The sequence below is a fragment of the Wenyingzhuangia sp. IMCC45533 genome (assembly GCF_054111225.1).
Map to the genome: position 1 here is coordinate 786,294 of NZ_CM134197.1, position 18,240 is coordinate 804,533.

The window sequence follows — 18,240 nt, forward strand, 5'->3', positions numbered from 1 at the left end:
ATGAAAAAGTATTTTATTATTTATTTATGTCTAATTGCATATTTAATAATTCCGCTCCAAGTGCTTTCGCAAGAAACGCAAGAAAAAGAAAAAACTGATTTTTCTCTCGAAGAAGCCATCAGTTACGCCCTACTGCACAACAGAAAAGTTAAAAACGCAGATTTAAGCGTACAAGCAGCAGAAAAACAAAAATGGGAAACGATTGCAACTGGCTTGCCTCAGATAGATGCCAGCTTAGAGTACACAAATTCTTTTATAAGACCAAACGAATTAACATCAGCTCCAGCCCCTGGCCAGTTTAGTCCTGCCTTCTTTTTTCCGAAACATAAAGCAACACCTACTATTACATTAACGCAATTAATTTTTGACGGTACTTATTTAGTAGGACTACAATCTTCTAAGGTTTTCTTGGAAATTTCTAACAATGCCAAATTAAAAACAGATAAAGAAATTGAAAAATCTGTTACTGCTGCATATAACAATGTACTATTAACAAAAGAAAGCATCAATATTATTAACAGAAACATCAGCAACTTAAAAGCCAGCATTCAAGAAACTAGCTCATTGTTTAACAATGGCTTTGTAGAAGAAGAGGCCTTAGAACAGCTACAGCTTACTTTAAATAAACTTGAAAACAATCTTGAAAATCTAAACGATTTTAAAACAATCTCTAAGGATTTTTTAAAGCTTTTAATGGGCTACAATACCAAGCACATCATCAACGTTACTGATAAACTAGATACGCTCTCTAATGACATATCGATTATCAATCTTGAAAAACAAAATTTATCTGTGTTCAACACCATAGATTATAAAATAGCTGAAAACAACACCGAAGCCAAAAGACTTTTATACAAGTTAGAGATTAATAGAAAACTCCCATCTGTTGGTGCTTTCTTAAATGCAGGATATTTTGGTCAATCAAATGCCGCTAATGATGATGAATTTCAGTTTTTTTCCAAGAAGCAAGACTGGTTTGAAACTGCAACTTTTGGAATAAACATTAACATACCTATATTTTCGTCTTTTAAAAGTTTGGCGAGAATGAAACAGGCCAAATTTAACTGGGAAATAGCTCAAAACGAACTCGCAGATGTTCAAGAAGAATTGGCTATTAAAATACAAAGCACTAAAACAGAACTTCAGTTGGCTATTAACACCTTGGAAAACAAAAAGAAAAACCTAAGTCTTGCAGAAAGAATAGAACGTAAAAATAACATAAAATACGCTGAGGGAATTAGCAGTAGTTTTGATTTGAGACAAGCTCAAGTTCAACTTTACAGCAGCCAACAAGAGTATTTACAAGCTATGGTAAATGTGATCAACAAAAAAGCAGAACTTAACGCATTAAAAAACTAACTCCTACAATATAAAATATTATGAAAAAAATATTCACACTTACAGCAATCGCAGGTTTACTTTTAGCCTCATGTGGGTCCAAAGAAAAATCAACAGCGGATATTATAAAATCCAATAATTTAAAAGAAATTAAATCTCATAGAATTTCTTTACTCTCAGAAATTAAAGAATTAGAGACTGCTATTTCTAAATTGGACACTATTAAAAAATTGGTATTGGTATCTACAAAAAAAATCAATGCCACAGATTTTTACCACACCTTTGAAGTACAAGGAAATGTAGAAACCAAACAAAACATCTTAATTCAACCTGAGTTTAGTGGAAACTTAAAAAGAGTGTTGGTAAAAGAAGGGCAACAAGTAAGAAAAGGACAAGTAATTGCTATAATTGATGATGCTGGATTAACAAGTCAATTGGCACAAGCACAAGCCTCTGCAGAATTATCAGAAATTACTTTTGAAAGGCAAGAGCGTTTATGGAAACAAAAAATCGGATCCGAGATACAATTCCTACAAGCCAAAGCAACTTATCTTGCAGGTAAAAATCAAGTAGCACAAATTAAAGCGCAGCTAGATAAAGTAAATGTTAGAGCTCCTTTTTCAGGAACTATTGATGATATCATTACCGAAGAAGGATCTTTAGTAAGTCCTGGTCAAACTCCAATTGCTAGAATTGTAAACCTAGACGACATGACCATTACTGCAATGATACCAGAAGTTTACGTTACCTCTGTTACCAAAGGAAAAACCGTAAAAGCACACTTTCCTATTTTGAATAAGTTTGCTGAAACGGAAGTAACTCAGGCTAGTAATTTTATCAATCCTGCAAGTAGAAATTTTAAAGTTGAAATGAATGTGCCTAATGAAGTAAATGCCAAACCTAATATGACGGTAAAACTAAACATCAACGACTATCACAACGAAAATGCGCTATTAATTCCCCAAAGCATTATTTCTGAAAATGAAAACAACGAGCAGTATATCTATACGGTAAGCAAAGAAAAAAATGCAACTATTGCTAAAAGAACTTTTATCAAAACAGGTAAAACACAAGGAGATGACATCGAAGTATTATCAGGATTGTCAGACGGTACAGAAGTAATTATAGAAGGTGCAAGATCTGTTAAAGACAATCAAGAGGTATCAATTATAAAGTAACAACATCATGAGCAATAAAAAAACAAATAAAGAATTTGCACTTTCATCATGGGCTATTGAAAATAAATACACCATGTATGTTGTAATTGCATTGATTTTTATATTGGGACTGTCTGCCTACAACGGCCTACCTAGAGAAGATTTTCCTGAAATAAAAGAAACTAAAATTTACGTTAATGCTATTTATCCTGGTAATACTGCAGAAGATATAGAGCGCTTAATTGTAGATCCTTTAGAGGAGGAACTTAAAGGAATTAGTAATGTCACCAAAATTACTTCTACCTCTCAAGAAGACGTAGGTGTTATTATTGTGGAGTTTGATGAGTCTTTAACCGTAGAACAAGCAAAAGTAAAAGTAAAGGACGAAGTAGATGCTGTGAAAGCTACCGAAGACTGGCCAACTTTTAACGGTGCTAAAGTAGACCCTGCTATTTTTGATTTGAATATTGCTGAGGAAACTCCTATCATGAACATCAATCTATCAGGAGATTATCCCGTAGAAAAACTAAAAGAATACGCTGAAATTTTACAAGATAGAATTGAAGAAATTCAAGAAATTAAAGCTGCTGACATTCGCGGAGCTCAAGACAAAGAGGTAGAAATTGCCGTAGATGTTTATAAAATGATGGCTGCCCAAGTTAGTTTCGATGATATTTTAAACACCATACGTCAAGAAAATATTACTACATCAGCAGGTAACTTAATTACCAGCGGACAACGTAGAACCATTCGTGTTTTGGGAGAAGTTTCTTCTCCTAAAGAACTAAACGAATTGGTTGTAAAAACCCAAGGAGGAATAGTATACCTACAAGATGTTGCAGAAATTAAGTTTCAAGAAAAAGAAAAAACAACTTTTGCTAGAGAATGGGGACACAATGTAGTAATGCTAGATATCAAAAAACGTTCTGGTACCAACATGGTAGCTGCTACTGACCAAGTGCGTGAAAAATTAGAAGATGCTAAAGAAAATTTGTTACCAAAGAGTTTAAAAATTAGCATCACCAACGATTTATCTTCCAAAACATTGAATCAAGTAGATGAGTTGGTCAACAACATTATTTTTGGAATTATTCTCGTAGTGGTAGTTTTAATGTTCTTCTTAGGTTTTCGTAACGCCCTGTTCGTTGGTTTTGCCATTCCAATGTCTATGTTTATGTCCTTTATGCTGATTGAAGCCTTAGGATACACTATGAACACTATGATTCTTTTTGGGATGATTATGGGATTAGGAATGTTGGTAGACAACGGTATTGTGGTGGTAGAAAACGTGTTCCGTTTGATGGATGAAGAAGGCATGACACGCTTAGAGGCTGCCAAAAAAGGAATTGGAGAAATTGCTTACCCTATCATTATCTCAACGTTAACCACGGTAGCTGCCTTTGTTCCGTTAGGAATGTGGCCTGGGGTTATGGGACAGTTTATGATTTACTTTCCTATTACCTTATCTATCGTCTTAGGATCTTCTTTGGTGGTTGCCCTATTCTTTAACTCAGTATTGGTTTCCCAATTCATGAGTATTGATGAAAAGAAACTCTCTAGAAAACAATTGATACGTCTAACCGTTATTTTAGCTGCTTTCGGTATTCCGATTTTATTATTTGGTGGTACAGTAAGAGGATTAGGTAGTGTAATGTTAGTGACAGTTGCTTTATTTTGGGCATACAGATATGCTATTAAAGGAGCTGCCAATTGGTTTCAGGACGTAGCGCTAAAAGCTTTTGAAAACGCATACGAAAAATTCTTGCGTTTTGCTTTAAGTGGATGGAAGCCAGTTATATTTTTTGTAGGTACATTCATTATGTTATTTGCATCCTTTGCCTTCTTTGGTGCCTCGGTTGGTTCTGGAAGAACCAAAGTAGAGTTTTTTCCAGACAATACTCCAAATCAAATTATAGTTTACTTAGAGTATCCCGAAGGAACGGACATTGCTAAAACCAATGCCATTACCAAAAAAGTAGAGAAAGAAGTATTCAAAGTACTTAATAACGAAATGTATTTTGATGATAAACGAAATTTTATGGTAGAATCCGCTGTGTCTCAAGTAGGAATGGGAGCTGGAAATCCTCAGACAGATACAGGAACTACGGAAATGCCCCATAGAGGAAAAATTACAGCCTCTATGCGAGAATTTAAGTATCGTAAAGGACTGGATTCCGAAGAATTACGTATCAAAGTACAAGAAACTCTAAAAGGAAAATATCCCGGGCTATCTATCTCTGTGGAAAAAGAAGCTGTAGGTCCTCCCGCTGGTTATCCCATCAATATAGAAATTCAGGGAGAAGATTATGACGAACTTATTGCAGTAGCCAATCAAATGCAACGTTTTATCGCTACAAAGAACGTTCCTGGTGTAGATGAGTTAAAGGTTGATGTAAACAAACAAAAACCTGCACTAGAAGTAAGCGTAGACCGTAAAAAGGCTGGAGCATTGCAAGTACCCGTAGGTATGGTAGCCAATCAACTGCGTAGATCTATTTTTGGAGAAAAAGCAAGTGTTTACAAAGAAAACGGAGAAGATTATGACATTTATGTACGTTTTAAAGAAGAAGATAAGACAAACATTAGTGCTATTTTTAACCAGAATATCACGTTTCGTAGTCAATTAGATGGTCAAATTAAACAAATACCCATCTCTGCGGTTACCCAAAGAAAAAATACCTCTTCGTTCAGTGCTATCAAGCATAAAAATGGTAAAAGAACCGTTACAGTTTACTCTGCGCTGGCTCCTGGTTTTACGGATGCGCAAGCAGTAGTAAATCAAATTGTAGCAGAAATGGCAGATTTTGATGCTCCAGATACTGTTGAATTTGATTTTACAGGTCAAATAGAAGAACAAAACAAACAAATGGCTTTCTTAATGGGAGCTCTATTTTCTGGACTAGGACTAATTGCCTTTATCTTGGTATTTCAGTTTAATTCAGCTATTAAGCCAGCCATTATTATGGTGGCTATTTTCCTAAGTTTCACAGGGGTGTTTTTCGGAATTATTGGTGCAGGAATGAGCTTTGTAATTATGATGACCATGATGGGAATTATTTCTCTCGCCGGAATTGTAGTAAACAATGGTGTGGTACTACTAGATTACACGCAACTATTGTTTGACCGCAAGGCTGAAGAATTGAATCTTGCTGAGGGAGAACTGATTTCTAACCAACAAGCTTACGAAGTGATTGTAAAAGGAGGAAAAGCTCGTTTAAGACCTGTAATTTTAACAGCGATTACCACCGTTATCGGTTTAATTCCATTGGCACAAGGTATCAATATAGATTTCTTCGGACTATTCAACGAAGGAGATGCGCACGTTTATGTGGGTGGAGATAACGTAATTTTCTGGGGACCACTCGCATGGACCGTTATTTTCGGGTTGACCTTTGCCACTTTCCTTACTTTGGTTATTGTACCTGTAATGTTCTATTTACAGCATAAAATAAAAGTATGGCTCAGAGGGTTTAAAAAGTAGTAAAAACTTGACAACAAGCTGTTTAGATTTATTCTCTAAGCAGCTTTTTTTTGGGCAATCCTAAAGGTCGGGCTTTCCTTACTCGCTTTTTATTTGGTGTTCAACTAAAGTTGAGAACACCAAACAAAAGAGCTCAAACAAACCAGTCAATCCCTATTGCAATAACACGTAACTCATCTATTTCTATCATTGCCAATAGTCCAATAAATCCTATTTTTACGCTATGGAGTTTAAAAAGCAAAATAATAAGAGCTATACAGTTGAGCAAGCAAAATCAGCCTTAGAAAATTTTTGCGTTTATCAAGACCGGTGTCATAAAGAAGTAGAAGAGAAACTTTATAAAATGGGTATGATTCCTGAGGCCTGCGAGCTTATCATGCTTCATCTCATGGAACATAATTTTTTAAACGAAGAACGCTTTGCTAAAAGTTTTGCTCGTGGAAAATTCAGAATCAAAAAATACGGAAAAGTAAGAATTACGCAAGAGTTAAAATTCAGAAACATCTCTGCCTACAACATTAAAACTGCGCTAAAAGAAATTGATGAACAAGAGTATATGGAAACTCTATACACTCTAATTTCTAAAAAATGGGAAAATACCACGGAAGATAATTTTTACAAAAAAAAGAAAAAAGTTGCCGACTTTGTTTTGCGAAAAGGATATGAATCTAGTCTAATTTTCAATAAATTAAACGAATACCATTAATTATAAATTAACGTATAGAATCTATCTTTGAAAAGAAGAAATTGTCATCTTTCATCTCCCTTTCAAATTCTACTTGGTCATATATGGCATTTATTTTTTTATCAATTGTTCTAAAAATCACAAATAATCCCTGAGTTTGTTTAGTTACCTCATCAACAGTAATAGCGGGTATATCTCTCATGTCTTGTAATCTTAAAGATTGGTTATATAAACCGTTTATCCTAGCCCTAATCCCTCTGTTTTGAGCTAAAGAAGTAGAGATAGAATCTTTCATCACTTTAACATTTTTAACCAACACAGTCGAACTACTTAACACATTGGTAACGCTAGTTTTTCTCAATTTTTTCAACGTTTTTTTTACTCTAAAATAGCCTTTCCAATCTAAAATAGAATCTTTGTAAACCACAGGAACCTCCCCTACAGTATCAAAAACTATTATTTTGTCTTTAGGATTATTGTACTTTTCCTTATTGGTTATTGTATCATTTTTTTTCCCAATTTCCGATTTACAAGAAAAGGTGACTAGAGCAACGACCCATAACAATGATAGTACTGCATTTTTCATAACAACAAATATAAAATAAGTTTATGTAAAACGTGTAAGCTGTGGTAAGTATAACGTCTAAAACAAACAAATCAAATGAATATGCCTGCTTTTAGTAAAACGTTAAAAAATGCCCTTGAAACTTCGTTCACCTATGAAGAATATTTAGATCAAATGAAAGATTTATCTATGAAAAGAAAAAGTTCGGGCAACGTACAATCCGAAGAGTTGACCAATTTCACCAAGCTTAATCACGCTAGAATGAAAAGACTCACCAAAACTCAAAAAGTGAACGAGGATATTGTCAATACGTTACTCTCTTTAGAAACTGAACTTACTTTCTTAATTCTCACAGAAAGCTGGTGTGGAGATGCTGCTCAAACTGTACCTGTTCTGTACAAAATTGCAAAGGCCTCTAATCATATCAATCTCAGGATTGCTTATAGAGATGAAAATAGTGAATTAATGAATCATTTTTTAACCAACGGAAACCAAGCCATTCCAAAGCTAATTATTTTAGACAACAAGAAAAAGGTGATTGCTGATTGGGGTCCCAGACCAACAACTGCTACAAAAATGGTAAATAATTTTAAAGAAGAGCATGGAGGATTAACGGCAGAGTTTAAAGAAAATCTTCAACTCTGGTACAATCAAAACAAGGGCTTAGATACTTTGAATGATGTAAATAACATACTTTTAAAAACCAACAAACCTCAAACTATATAATAATTGGTTAATTGACTTACTTTTTGATAGATAGCTAATATATTTGTGTAAAATAAAAACCACTTATGTTAGTAAATTTTGACGATTTAAATGGCGATGCTAAAGTTTTTTTATATCCAAGTAGTAAAAAGTTTTACCCTGATCTTTTACAACAAATTGAGACTAAAGTAAGTGATTTTGTTGAGCAGTGGACGGCTAACAACACTATCAAAGCTGGGTACACTATTAAGTATCAACGATTCATCATTATAGCTATTGACAATGATAAGCCTGTTACTACATCCATCATTGACGAACTGGTTAGTTTTATTTTTAAACTACAACTAGAACACCAAATAGAATTGCTGGATAAACTGAATGTTTGCTTTAAACAAGGGGAGTTTGTACAATACAAGGATGTAAAAGAGTTTAAAAAACTTATCAAGAGCAAAAGTGTAAATGCAAATACAATTGTCTTTAATAACCTTATTAATACCAAAGAGGAATTAGAATCTGACTGGGAGCTACCTGCAGAAGACACTTGGTATGCTAGAATGTTTTCATAACTGTTTTTACTTTAGCTACTAATCGACTTCCAAACCAAATTCTTCTAAAAATTGGTTTACGGATATTGCCTCTTTTACATCAAATTCTCCTATTTTGGTTCTTCGTAAAGCAGATAAATGAGAACCCGAATTTAAAGCTTGTCCAAAATCGTACGCTAGAGAACGAATATAAGTTCCTTTACTGCAAGCCACTCTAAAAAAGACGTTAGGAAACTCTATACGCGTGATTTCAAATTCAGAAATAGTAACCTTTCTAGATTTTATTTCTGTAGTCTTCCCTTCTCTTGCCAACTCATACAACCTTTTACCTTCTTTTTTAATGGCAGAAAAAATAGGTGGTTTTTGATCTATTTCCCCTACAAACTGCTTTGTGGTGTCGTAAATCATTTCTTTTGTGATGTGTTCTGTAGGGTAAGTTTTATCTATCTCCGTTTCCAAATCGTAACTAGGGGTAGTACCTCCCAAAGTAATTGTACCTGTATACTCTTTATGCTGTGCTTGGTAAGTTTCTATCTTTTTGGTGAATTTACCTGTACATAGTATTAACAAACCTGTGGCTAAAGGATCCAATGTCCCTGCATGTCCTACTTTGATATTTTTTATTTGATAATGCTGCTTAATCACCCAACGTAGTTTGTTCACAACTTGGAAAGATGTCCAATGCAAAGGTTTGTCTATCAATAGTACCTGTCCTTGTTTGTACGCTTCTAAAGACTCCATATTATTTTATAAATGTATAAGTGATGGCAACCAAACCAACGATTGCACAGTAAATGGAAAAGTAAATTAATTTGCTTCTTTTAACCAAAGCAATCATCCACTTACATGCTAACAAACCTGCAAAAAAAGCAGCAAAAAAACCAGCTCCCATAGGTATCATTTCTTGGGAAGCAAAATGAATATCTCCACCTAGAACATCTTTGGCTATTTTTCCTAGTATTAGGGGTACAACCATTAAGAAAGAAAATTTAGCTGCTTTGTTTCTATCTACACCTAAAAGAACTGAAGTGGAAATGGTCGCTCCAGATCTGGATATTCCAGGTAGCATTGCAATGGCTTGTGAAATACCTATAATTATAGAACCCGCCACAGTAACATCTTTATTTGTGGTTTTGGCTCTATCTGCGAGCAACAATAGCAAAGCGGTAACTAACAACATAGCCCCTACTAATAATATTTTTCCTCCAAAAAAAGACTCTAGCTCTTCTTCAAACATTAGACCTACAAATACGGCAGGAATCATGGAGATTACAATTTTTAAGGAGAACCAAAATTCGTCGTTTATTTTAAACTGAAACAAGCCTTTCAAAATCTGAGATACTTCTTTTCTAAAGATTACTAAAGTACTTAGAGCTGTAGCAAAGTGAAGTACTACTGTGTAAGTTAAACTCTCTTCTGGCACCGAAGTGTCTCCCAAAATGTATTTTGCTAGCTCTAAATGTCCGCTAGAGGATACGGGTAGAAATTCTGTAAGTCCTTGAATAATTCCTAAAATAATAGCTTCTATTAATCCCATCTTATTTTTTTGATGGGTTCGCTAAGATTGCCCAAATCTCAATTCCAAAGCCAATTAAAACCAAAGTTGGTGCTAATCTTATTCTTCTAAAATTATAAATCTCTTCATTAAACACCGCTGGGTTATTTGACCCCCCTCCAGACATTAATATAAATCCGATGGCAATCACAATCAAGCCCAATACCATTAACTGATAGTTTTTCTTACCAAACACAAAGTCTGATGCAAATTTTCCTTTCATATCTTAAAAATATAATTGATCTGTTTTTAATCGTAAAAAACGCTGTGTAGCCACAAAAGAACTAAATGTTGTAATCATAACAGCCACCAAAAAGACACCACTTATTACCATAGACAATACTTGTGTGTCATCTAAAAGAGCCAATGCAGGTAGTTTATCATCTACTTTATAACAAAAAGCAACAATCATCAAAGAGGCAAATAAAGCCCCTAATAAACCTAAGCGAACACTCGTCCATATAAACGGTTTTCTGATAAACGACTTGGTAGCCCCTACCATTTGCATCGTTTTAATGGTAAATCTCTTAGAATAAATAGATAACCTTATAGAACTGTTGAGTAACAAAATGGCGATAAAAGCCAACACAGAAGCACCCACAACTAGCCAAAACCCTATGGCTTTAATATTTTTAGTTAACAAATCAACCAGCGGAGCATCATAAGCAACCTCATCTATAAAAGCATTTTTCTCTAATTCCTTAGCAATGTAAATGAGTTGACCTGGGCTCACAAAATCTGCCTTTAAACCAATTTCGTAGTAGCTTTTTAAAGGATTGTCTCCTAAAAAAGTTAAAAAATCTTCTCCAATATCTTTACTAAACTCTTCGGCAGCTTGTTTTCTAGAGACAAAATTAATTTTATTAACGTACTCTTTGTCCTGCAAATAAGTTTCTAATCCTATTTTCTCAGTGTCTTTCATGTCATTTTTTAGGTATAAAGTAACTGATACTTTTTCCTTAAAATAACCACTTAACTTTCTATACTTTAAAACTGTTAAACCTAAAAAACCAACCATTAATAAGACCATTGTTATACTCAGTACAACAGACAGGTAAGAGGCTAACAATCGTCTTTTTTGATATTTTTCAAATGATTTAGACATCGTACTATTTTGGTATTTTGCTGCAAGGTACTATGTATAAATCAAAAATTAAAGTTTATCATTTCTTTCTTGTCAATATTTATAATTAATATTTAGGTTATCATTCATAATCGTATCTTTGTTGCATGGAAGAAACAAATAGACAAAAGAAAATTGCTGGTGTCATTCAAAAAGATTTAGCTGAAGTTTTACAAGCGGATGCTCGTAATGGTTTACGTGGTGTTATTATTTCTGTATCTAAAGTATCTGTAACAGCAGATTTGGGACAAGCCAAGGCCTATCTAAGTGTATTTCCTTCTGATAAAAGAGAAGCTATCCTAAAAGCAGTTACTGCCAACACTCCTGCCATCCGTCATGAATTGGCACAGCGTACAAAGCACCAGCTGAGAAGAATGCCTAACCTCTTATTTTTTGGTGATGATTCTTTGGATTATATTGAAAACATTGACGACTCTCTAAACGGAAAAGATGTAAATCCTATCCACAATCCAGAAATATTAGATAAAAGAAAAAAATCATAGCCTTTTGAAATTCTCGCTATATATAGCTCAACGATATCTAAAATCTAAAAGTGGTAATAATATTATTAATATTGTTACCATTTTAGCTTCTTTGGGGGTTGTAGCAGGTACCATGGCTTTGTTTATCGTGCTGTCAGTTTTTACCGGGATTAAGAATTACAGTCTTAATATTTTAGACAAAAACACTCCAGATATTAGAATTACTGCCAGCAAAGGAAAAACTTTTCTAACTGATAGTTCTTTTATCTCCAAATTACCACACCAAGACTTTGACTTTATTACCACTAAAATTCTTGAAGAAAGGGCTTTTTTTAAAAGTAATGATAAAGAAGAAATTGCTTTTGTAAAAGGGGTAGATAGCTTATTTAAAGAAACCACCCCTATTGATTCTTTAATGATGGTGGGCGAGTGGTTTTCTGCGGAAAGTTCTAATGCTTGTATCGTAGATTATCCGTTAACAAGAGCTTTGGACTTAAATGTATATACTGACAGGCTACAAATTTATGTTCCTAAAACAGGTAAAGGATATATTACCAATCCAAAAAATGCCTTTAGAACAGTAAAACCTCAAGTGATTGGTGTTTTTTCTAATCAAAATCAAGACGATAAAAGCATTTGTTATGTCCCACTAAAACTTGCGCAAAAGCTACTAGGAAAAAGAGTAAACGAGGTTAGTTATGTGGATCTTAAAATAAACAACTCAGAAGAGTTAAACAGTTTAATTAATGATTTAAAGACAAATCTTACGGAATACAACGTAACTAGGCGAGAAGAGATTAATGGGTCATTCTATAAAATTTTGAATTCCGAAAAATTAATTGCTTACCTAGTTTCATTGCTAGTAGTTATTATGGTTTTATCTAATACCAGTGGTACCATTATTATGGTGATTGTGGACAAGAAAAAAGATATCAAAACGCTTTTAAATATGGGTGCCAACATTAAAAGCGTTAGGCAGATTTTTACCGTTTATGGTTTTTTACTCAACATTACGGGAATGTTAATAGGTTTGTTATTGGGGATTGCATTGATATACTTACAACTCGAGTTGGGCTTGATTATGATTAATACCTCCATTCCCTATCCCGTAGCTTTTGAAATAAAAAATGTTTGGATTGTGTGTTTAACCATCATTGTATTTGGAGCTTTAGCAAGTTTGCTAGCGAGTAGTAGAATCTCTAAAAAGTTTGTCTCCAAAATTTAAAAAAGCTCTTTAATTTCTTAAAAAGCTTTTTAGTGTTTTACTCAAACCATATGATTCTGTTTGATTATGGCTGCATCAAATTCTCTACATGTCCAAATCTGTCTAAAATTTCGTTCATCACATCGTAAACTCCCTGTGCAGAATCCTCTGTAACCAATCTTATTCTGTAATTTTTAAAATCTCTAATCCCTTTAAAGTAATTAGCATAATGCCTTCTAGTTTCCATAACTGCCTGTATTTCATTCTCTTTCCATGCAATTTCCATTTCTAAATGTCTTCTTGCCACAGCAACTCTATCAGCAATAGAGGCTATAGGTAAATGTTCTCCTGTAGCTATAAAATGTTTAACTTCTTTAAAAAACCAAGGATTTCCAATACTAGCTCTCCCAATCATACAACCGTCTAGGCCGTATTCGTCTCTCATTTTAACAGCTCTTTCAGGAGTATTTACATCGCCGTTACCAAATACAGGAATATGCATTCTAGGGTTGTTCTTTACCGCTGCAATTCTAGTCCAATCGGCATCTCCCTTATACATTTGAGCTCTTGTTCTACCATGAATAGAAATAGCTGCACATCCTACATCCTGTAACCTCTCTGCAACTTCTTCTATCATAATAGAATTTTCATCCCACCCCAAACGTGTTTTAACGGTGATAGGCAAATTTGTGTGCTTTACCATTTCTTGGGTAAGCTGTACCATTAAATCAACATCTTTCAAAATTCCTGCACCTGCACCTTTGCTGACCACTTTTTTTACGGGACATCCAAAGTTGATATCAATAATATCTGGTTTAGATTGCTCTACAATTTCCACGGTACGCAACATAGATTCTAAATTGGCTCCAAAAATTTGGATACCCACAGGTCTTTCTTTTTCATATATATCTAATTTCTTTACGCTTTTAGCTGCATCTCTAATCAAACCTTCAGAAGATATAAACTCCGTATAAACCAAATCAGCACCTTGTTCTTTACACAACGCTCTAAAGGGAGGATCACTGACATCTTCCATAGGAGCTAGCAATAAAGGAAAATCACATAACTCTATATCACCTATTTTCACCATAACAAACTGATTTAAGTCTTACTTCTTAAGACACAAAGATATTATTTTTAAGTTTCACTAAAACTAAAAAAGCCTTTCGATACGAAAGGCTCTTGAATATTATTTACAGTTCATTAAACCTCGCTCTCAGGAGCCAATTCAATTTCTAAACCGTCTAACGCTTCCGTAATAGGAATCTGACACCCTAAACGACTGTTATCTTCTACGTAAAATGCTTGATCTAACATATCCTCTTCAGCCTCTCCCATTTCAGGTAATTCATGATCAGATATTACATAGCATTGACAAGATGCACACATAGCCATACCACCACAAGTACCTTCTACAGGCAATTCATATGCTTTGCAAAGCTCCATAAGGTTCATTGCCATATCTGTAGGGGCTTGTAACTCATGTACTACTCCTTCTCTATCCTTGATTTTAACTGTAATATCAGACATAATACTGAAATTTGATTATTTATGTTCTTAAATTTGAGGTGCAAAGATACAATGTAGGGATTAATTAGGAAAAGGAATTTTAAAGTAAATAGCTTATATTGATTTTCTTATATCAACCATTCATTTTATATCAGAATTTATACCTAAACTCTTTGCTCTTTCTTCCCAGTTTTTTTTGGCTAAAATCTGTAAGTCTTTTACGTGATCGCTCTCATCCATAATCTCTAAACCCAAAAGAGTTTCAATAATATCTTCTTGGGTTACAACTCCTACCGTAGAACCATACTCGTCTACAACTAAAGCAATGTGTTCTTTTTTATCTATTAAATTTTTAAAGATCTGAGGTATTGCTATATCTCTATTAACCACCATAATATCTCGTTGAATAATCTCTAATGTTTTATCTCCTTCTCCATCAATTAAAGCCTCTAGTAACTGATTTTTCAACACATATCCCTTAATATTATCAGGATGATCTGTGTAGATTGGAATTCTAGAAAACATTAGCTTTTTGTTTTCTTCAACAAAAGATTGGATAGTTTGGGAACTATCTGCGGTTTGTAATACGGTTCTTGGAGTCATGATATGTCTTACTGCAACTTCGTCAAAACTCAACAAGTTTTTAATTACTTGACTTTCGTTTTTTTTGAAAACACCTTCTTTTTCAGCAATGTCCGTCATTACCGAAAAATCTTCCTTACTTAAGATACTTTCTCCATGCCCTCCTTTCCCAAAAAGCTTAGTAAATAGCTGCAATACCCAAAGGATAAGTGTGTATTTGCATGCAAAAATTAAAATCTCTAGTGTTCTGGTTGTAAAACTTGCTAACGATTTCCAATAAGTTGCTCCTATAGTTTTAGGAATAATTTCGGAAGCTACAAGGATCAAAATAGTCATAGCCACAGAGACAATAAAAACCCCATTACCATCATCGTTAAACACCTTTTTAGCTTGCGCACCCACTAAAATAGCACCTACTGTATGTGCAACCGTATTAATTGTTAAAATTGCTATTAACGGCTTATCAACATCCTTTTTAAATACTTCTAATTTTGATGCATAAGATTTTCCTTCTTGCTTTTTAACATTTATAAAAGTAGGAGATATACTTAATAAAACGGCCTCTAGAATAGAGCATAAAAAGGAAAAAAAGATGGATAAAACAGCATAAACTACTAATAAGGTCATGTTTTATTTTTCTATAAAAATAAGTAAAATACTAACAGCTTTGTTAGTACAATGAAGCCTATCTTGAATTTAATCGTATCTAGTGTAGAAGTTTCAATTTCTAAGTACACTTGCATAAAAAAACCACTTTTAACAAAATTGTTAAAAGTGGCTTATCTTTTATTTAAAATAAAATTTAAAATTATATTTTAATCACTGCTGCTTTTTTAGCTTCTTTCTTTTCTCCATCAAAACCTTCTACTCCATTTACCGTAGTATACTTCATTACATTACGTTTTCCTGGGTGAATAATGTTGTATGCTGATTGTAAAGCAATGGTAGCTTCATGGAAACCACACAAGATTAGTTTTAATTTTCCTGGATACGTATTTACATCTCCAATTGCATAAATACCTTCTCTGTTGGTAGAGTAATCTACTGCATTGTTTACTTTGATGGCATTTTTCTCAATCTCTAATCCCCAATTAGCAATTGGCCCTAATTTAGGAGATAATCCAAATAATGGAATAAAGTGATCACACTCTTTTACGATGTCACCATCTTTTTTATGTTTGATTAAAACCGATTCAACTTTTCCATCTCCATTAATTCCTTTAACCTCAGCCTCTGTAATTAGGTTGATTTTACCTGACTTAGACAATTCAACTACTTTTTCTACAGAGTCTAAAGCACCACGGAAATCGTTTCTACGGTGAACTAAAGATACTTCGCTAGCTACATCTGACAAGAAAATAGCCCAGTCTAAAGCAGAATCTCCTCCTCCTGAAATTACTACGCGCTTGTCACGATATAATTCTGGATCACGAATAATATACTCCACTCCTTTATCTTCAAAATCTACCAATTCTTTAATAGGTGGCTTACGTGGCTCAAAAGAACCTAAACCTCCTGCAATAAAAACTACGGGAGCATTGTGCTCTGTACCTTTATTGGTTGTTACTAAAAAAGAATTATCTTCTAATTTTTCAATGGTTTCCGCTCTTTCTCCTAAAGTATATCCTGGTTGAAAAGGCTTAATTTGCTCTGCTAAATTATCTATTAAATCCCCTGCTAACACTTCTGGATAAGCTGGAATATCATAAATAGGTTTCTTTGGGTAAATTTCGGAACACTGACCCCCTGCTTGAGGTAATGCATCAATTAAATGACAACGCAATTTTAATAATCCCGCTTCAAACACAGTAAACATTCCACACGGACCTGCTCCAATAATTAAGATATCTGTCTTGATCATTATCTTAGTTTTTTATTTATTCTCATTTTAAATAATGACTGCAAAAATCGTAATAATTTTCCAATCAATCACTATTAATTACTCTTTTATCTTATTTTTAACGTCTCCAACTAAACCTTTAGTAAATTCGTTCATTTTGTCTACTTTCTCCTCAAAGTTTCCTTTGATGGTATCTCTGTACTTATTTAAGTACTCTGCCAAATCATCAATGTTTTCTGGTAAAACAGACTCAAAGAACTGACGTAATCGCTTAGCCATGGTAGGAGATTTTCCGTTAGTAGAAATCCCTATTTTAACATTTCCTTTGGTCACTATTCCTCCCATGTAAAAGTCACAATAAGGGGGATTATCTGCCAAGTTTACCAAAATAGACCTTTCTTTACAGTCGTTATAAACTTTTAAGTTTACACTTGGTAAATCTGTTGTCGCAATTACGATATGTTTTCCTTCTAACATACTGCTATCGTATTTCCCAATAACTCTACGAACATTGGCTGCGCTATCTGCTTTTTCTATGGTTTCTTCTCTATACATAGGAGAAATCATTGTTATTCTAGCATCAGGACTAGATTTTAACATGAAAGATATTTTCTCTAATGCTACATTTCCACCTCCTACTACCAAAACATTCAAAGCAGTAACTTTTAAAAAGACTGGGTATAACTGATTTTTTTCCATTAGAGACTTAATCCTTTTTTATTTAACAAATAGCTATATAAAACTTCGCTTTCTTTTACTGTTTCTCCTATCACAATCATAGATGGATTGGTTAATCCTTTTTGATTGATGATTTCTAGAATCGTATCTATTTTTCCTATGGCCAATCTTTCCTTATCCCAAGTACCGTTTTCTATAATGGCAACAGGAATTTCTGTTTTGCCATGAGCTAAGAATGCGTTTACTATTTTTTCTAGCTTACTCATCCCCATTAACACGACGATAGTTACGTTGGATCCTGCTGCTGCTTCAATATCTTCACTAAGTTCAACATCAGAGGTTGTTCCTGTAATAACTCTAAAACTCTCGTTTACCCCTCTTTGGGTCAACGAAATTCCAAAACTAGCTGGTGCTGCAATTGCTGAGGTTACTCCCGATACAATATCAAAATCAATTCCTTTGCTTAGCACATACTTCAATTCCTCTGCTCCACGTCCAAAAATAAAAGGATCTCCTCCTTTTAGTCTTACCACGTGCTTTCCTTGAATTGCGTGCTCCACTATCAATTCTTGTATTTTTTCTTGAATGAACTTATGCATTCCTCTTCGTTTTCCAACAAAGATTTTTTCTGCATTAGGTGCGTGCTCCAACAACTGTTCGTTAGCCAAAGCATCATATAAAACAACATCAGCTTCATTAAGAGCCCTTACTCCTTTTAAAGTAATTAGCTCTGGATCTCCTGGCCCTGCTCCTACTAATGTTAATTTTCCTTTACTCATACTTTTTAGGGA

General features: G+C 34.0%; 19 protein-coding genes. 8 read left to right on the forward strand and 11 right to left on the reverse strand.

The genetic code is table 11. The features are described 5' to 3' along the window. The 4 genes from ACXGQW_RS03455 (at position 1) to ACXGQW_RS03470 (ending at position 6,682) form a co-directional block, all read left to right on the forward strand. Positions 1 to 1,359, forward strand: coding sequence for a TolC family protein (locus ACXGQW_RS03455; RefSeq protein ID WP_457823704.1), 1,359 nt, complete (start codon positions 1 to 3; stop codon positions 1,357 to 1,359). A gap of 20 nt (positions 1,360 to 1,379) precedes the next feature. Continuing rightward, the gene (locus tag ACXGQW_RS03460) at positions 1,380 to 2,516 is read left to right on the forward strand and encodes an efflux RND transporter periplasmic adaptor subunit (RefSeq protein ID WP_457823705.1); all 1,137 of its coding nucleotides are present in this window, start codon (positions 1,380 to 1,382) and stop codon (positions 2,514 to 2,516) included. Positions 2,517 to 2,523: 7 nt separating this feature from the next. Then, positions 2,524 to 5,976, forward strand: a complete 3,453-nt coding sequence (locus ACXGQW_RS03465; protein WP_457823706.1) for an efflux RND transporter permease subunit — start codon at positions 2,524 to 2,526, stop codon at positions 5,974 to 5,976. 223 nt (positions 5,977 to 6,199) lie between these two features. Further along, on the forward strand, positions 6,200 to 6,682 hold the full coding sequence (locus ACXGQW_RS03470; protein ID WP_457823707.1) for a regulatory protein RecX: 483 nt from the start codon (positions 6,200 to 6,202) through the stop codon (positions 6,680 to 6,682). A 7-nt stretch (positions 6,683 to 6,689) separates the two neighbouring features. Here ACXGQW_RS03470 and ACXGQW_RS03475 read toward each other — a convergent pair whose 3' ends face one another. Then, the gene (locus ACXGQW_RS03475) at positions 6,690 to 7,247 is read right to left on the reverse strand and encodes a hypothetical protein (protein ID WP_457823708.1); all 558 of its coding nucleotides are present in this window, start codon (positions 7,245 to 7,247) and stop codon (positions 6,690 to 6,692) included. 81 nt (positions 7,248 to 7,328) lie between these two features. Here ACXGQW_RS03475 and ACXGQW_RS03480 point away from each other — a divergent pair, with 81 nt between their 5' ends. Beyond that, positions 7,329 to 7,952: a thioredoxin family protein gene (locus tag ACXGQW_RS03480; protein ID WP_457823709.1), complete on the forward strand. Its 624-nt coding sequence runs from the start codon at positions 7,329 to 7,331 to the stop codon at positions 7,950 to 7,952. A 65-nt stretch (positions 7,953 to 8,017) separates the two neighbouring features. Further along, on the forward strand, positions 8,018 to 8,497 hold the full coding sequence (locus ACXGQW_RS03485; protein WP_457823710.1) for an ABC transporter ATPase: 480 nt from the start codon (positions 8,018 to 8,020) through the stop codon (positions 8,495 to 8,497). An 18-nt stretch (positions 8,498 to 8,515) separates the two neighbouring features. Here the strand turns inward: ACXGQW_RS03485 and truB are convergent, their stop codons facing one another. From truB to ACXGQW_RS03505, 4 genes are read right to left on the reverse strand one after another with little or no spacing between them, the layout of a single operon-like run. Beyond that, entirely contained in the window at positions 8,516 to 9,217 is a 702-nt protein-coding gene (truB, locus tag ACXGQW_RS03490) for a tRNA pseudouridine(55) synthase TruB (RefSeq protein ID WP_457823711.1), read from the reverse strand. A 1-nt stretch (position 9,218) separates the two neighbouring features. Continuing rightward, the gene (locus ACXGQW_RS03495; RefSeq protein WP_457823712.1) at positions 9,219 to 10,013 is read right to left on the reverse strand and encodes an undecaprenyl-diphosphate phosphatase; all 795 of its coding nucleotides are present in this window, start codon (positions 10,011 to 10,013) and stop codon (positions 9,219 to 9,221) included. Between the two features lies 1 nt (position 10,014). Then, complete coding sequence (locus tag ACXGQW_RS03500; RefSeq protein ID WP_457823713.1) at positions 10,015 to 10,254, reverse strand: DUF3098 domain-containing protein; 240 nt, start codon at positions 10,252 to 10,254, stop codon at positions 10,015 to 10,017. Positions 10,255 to 10,257: 3 nt separating this feature from the next. Beyond that, positions 10,258 to 11,136 carry a cell division protein FtsX gene (locus ACXGQW_RS03505; protein WP_457823714.1) on the reverse strand — a complete coding sequence of 293 codons (879 nt, stop codon included), beginning with the start codon at positions 11,134 to 11,136 and terminating at the stop codon, positions 10,258 to 10,260. A gap of 125 nt (positions 11,137 to 11,261) precedes the next feature. Here ACXGQW_RS03505 and rbfA point away from each other — a divergent pair, with 125 nt between their 5' ends. Both rbfA and ACXGQW_RS03515 read left to right on the forward strand, forming a co-directional pair. Next, positions 11,262 to 11,657, forward strand: coding sequence for a 30S ribosome-binding factor RbfA (gene rbfA, locus ACXGQW_RS03510; RefSeq protein WP_457823715.1), 396 nt, complete (start codon positions 11,262 to 11,264; stop codon positions 11,655 to 11,657). Positions 11,658 to 11,661: 4 nt separating this feature from the next. Next, positions 11,662 to 12,861, forward strand: coding sequence for an ABC transporter permease (locus tag ACXGQW_RS03515; protein WP_457823716.1), 1,200 nt, complete (start codon positions 11,662 to 11,664; stop codon positions 12,859 to 12,861). A 64-nt stretch (positions 12,862 to 12,925) separates the two neighbouring features. On the opposite strand, the gene dusB is transcribed toward ACXGQW_RS03515, so the two are convergent. The 6 genes from dusB to cobA form a co-directional block, all read right to left on the reverse strand. Next, on the reverse strand, positions 12,926 to 13,930 hold the full coding sequence (gene dusB, locus ACXGQW_RS03520; RefSeq protein ID WP_457823717.1) for a tRNA dihydrouridine synthase DusB: 1,005 nt from the start codon (positions 13,928 to 13,930) through the stop codon (positions 12,926 to 12,928). 113 nt (positions 13,931 to 14,043) lie between these two features. Then, on the reverse strand, positions 14,044 to 14,370 hold the full coding sequence (locus ACXGQW_RS03525) for a 2Fe-2S iron-sulfur cluster-binding protein (protein WP_457823718.1): 327 nt from the start codon (positions 14,368 to 14,370) through the stop codon (positions 14,044 to 14,046). 120 nt (positions 14,371 to 14,490) lie between these two features. Further along, positions 14,491 to 15,558 carry a CNNM domain-containing protein gene (locus ACXGQW_RS03530; protein ID WP_457823719.1) on the reverse strand — a complete coding sequence of 356 codons (1,068 nt, stop codon included), beginning with the start codon at positions 15,556 to 15,558 and terminating at the stop codon, positions 14,491 to 14,493. A gap of 181 nt (positions 15,559 to 15,739) precedes the next feature. Then, positions 15,740 to 16,792 carry an NAD(P)/FAD-dependent oxidoreductase gene (locus ACXGQW_RS03535; RefSeq protein WP_457823720.1) on the reverse strand — a complete coding sequence of 351 codons (1,053 nt, stop codon included), beginning with the start codon at positions 16,790 to 16,792 and terminating at the stop codon, positions 15,740 to 15,742. A 78-nt stretch (positions 16,793 to 16,870) separates the two neighbouring features. Continuing rightward, entirely contained in the window at positions 16,871 to 17,470 is a 600-nt protein-coding gene (locus ACXGQW_RS03540) for a precorrin-2 dehydrogenase/sirohydrochlorin ferrochelatase family protein (protein WP_457823721.1), read from the reverse strand. Continuing rightward, positions 17,470 to 18,228, reverse strand: coding sequence for a uroporphyrinogen-III C-methyltransferase (gene cobA / locus ACXGQW_RS03545; RefSeq protein ID WP_457823722.1), 759 nt, complete (start codon positions 18,226 to 18,228; stop codon positions 17,470 to 17,472). Before cobA ends, ACXGQW_RS03540 begins: the two co-directional genes overlap by 1 nt. Between the last annotated feature and the right edge of the window lie 12 nt (positions 18,229 to 18,240).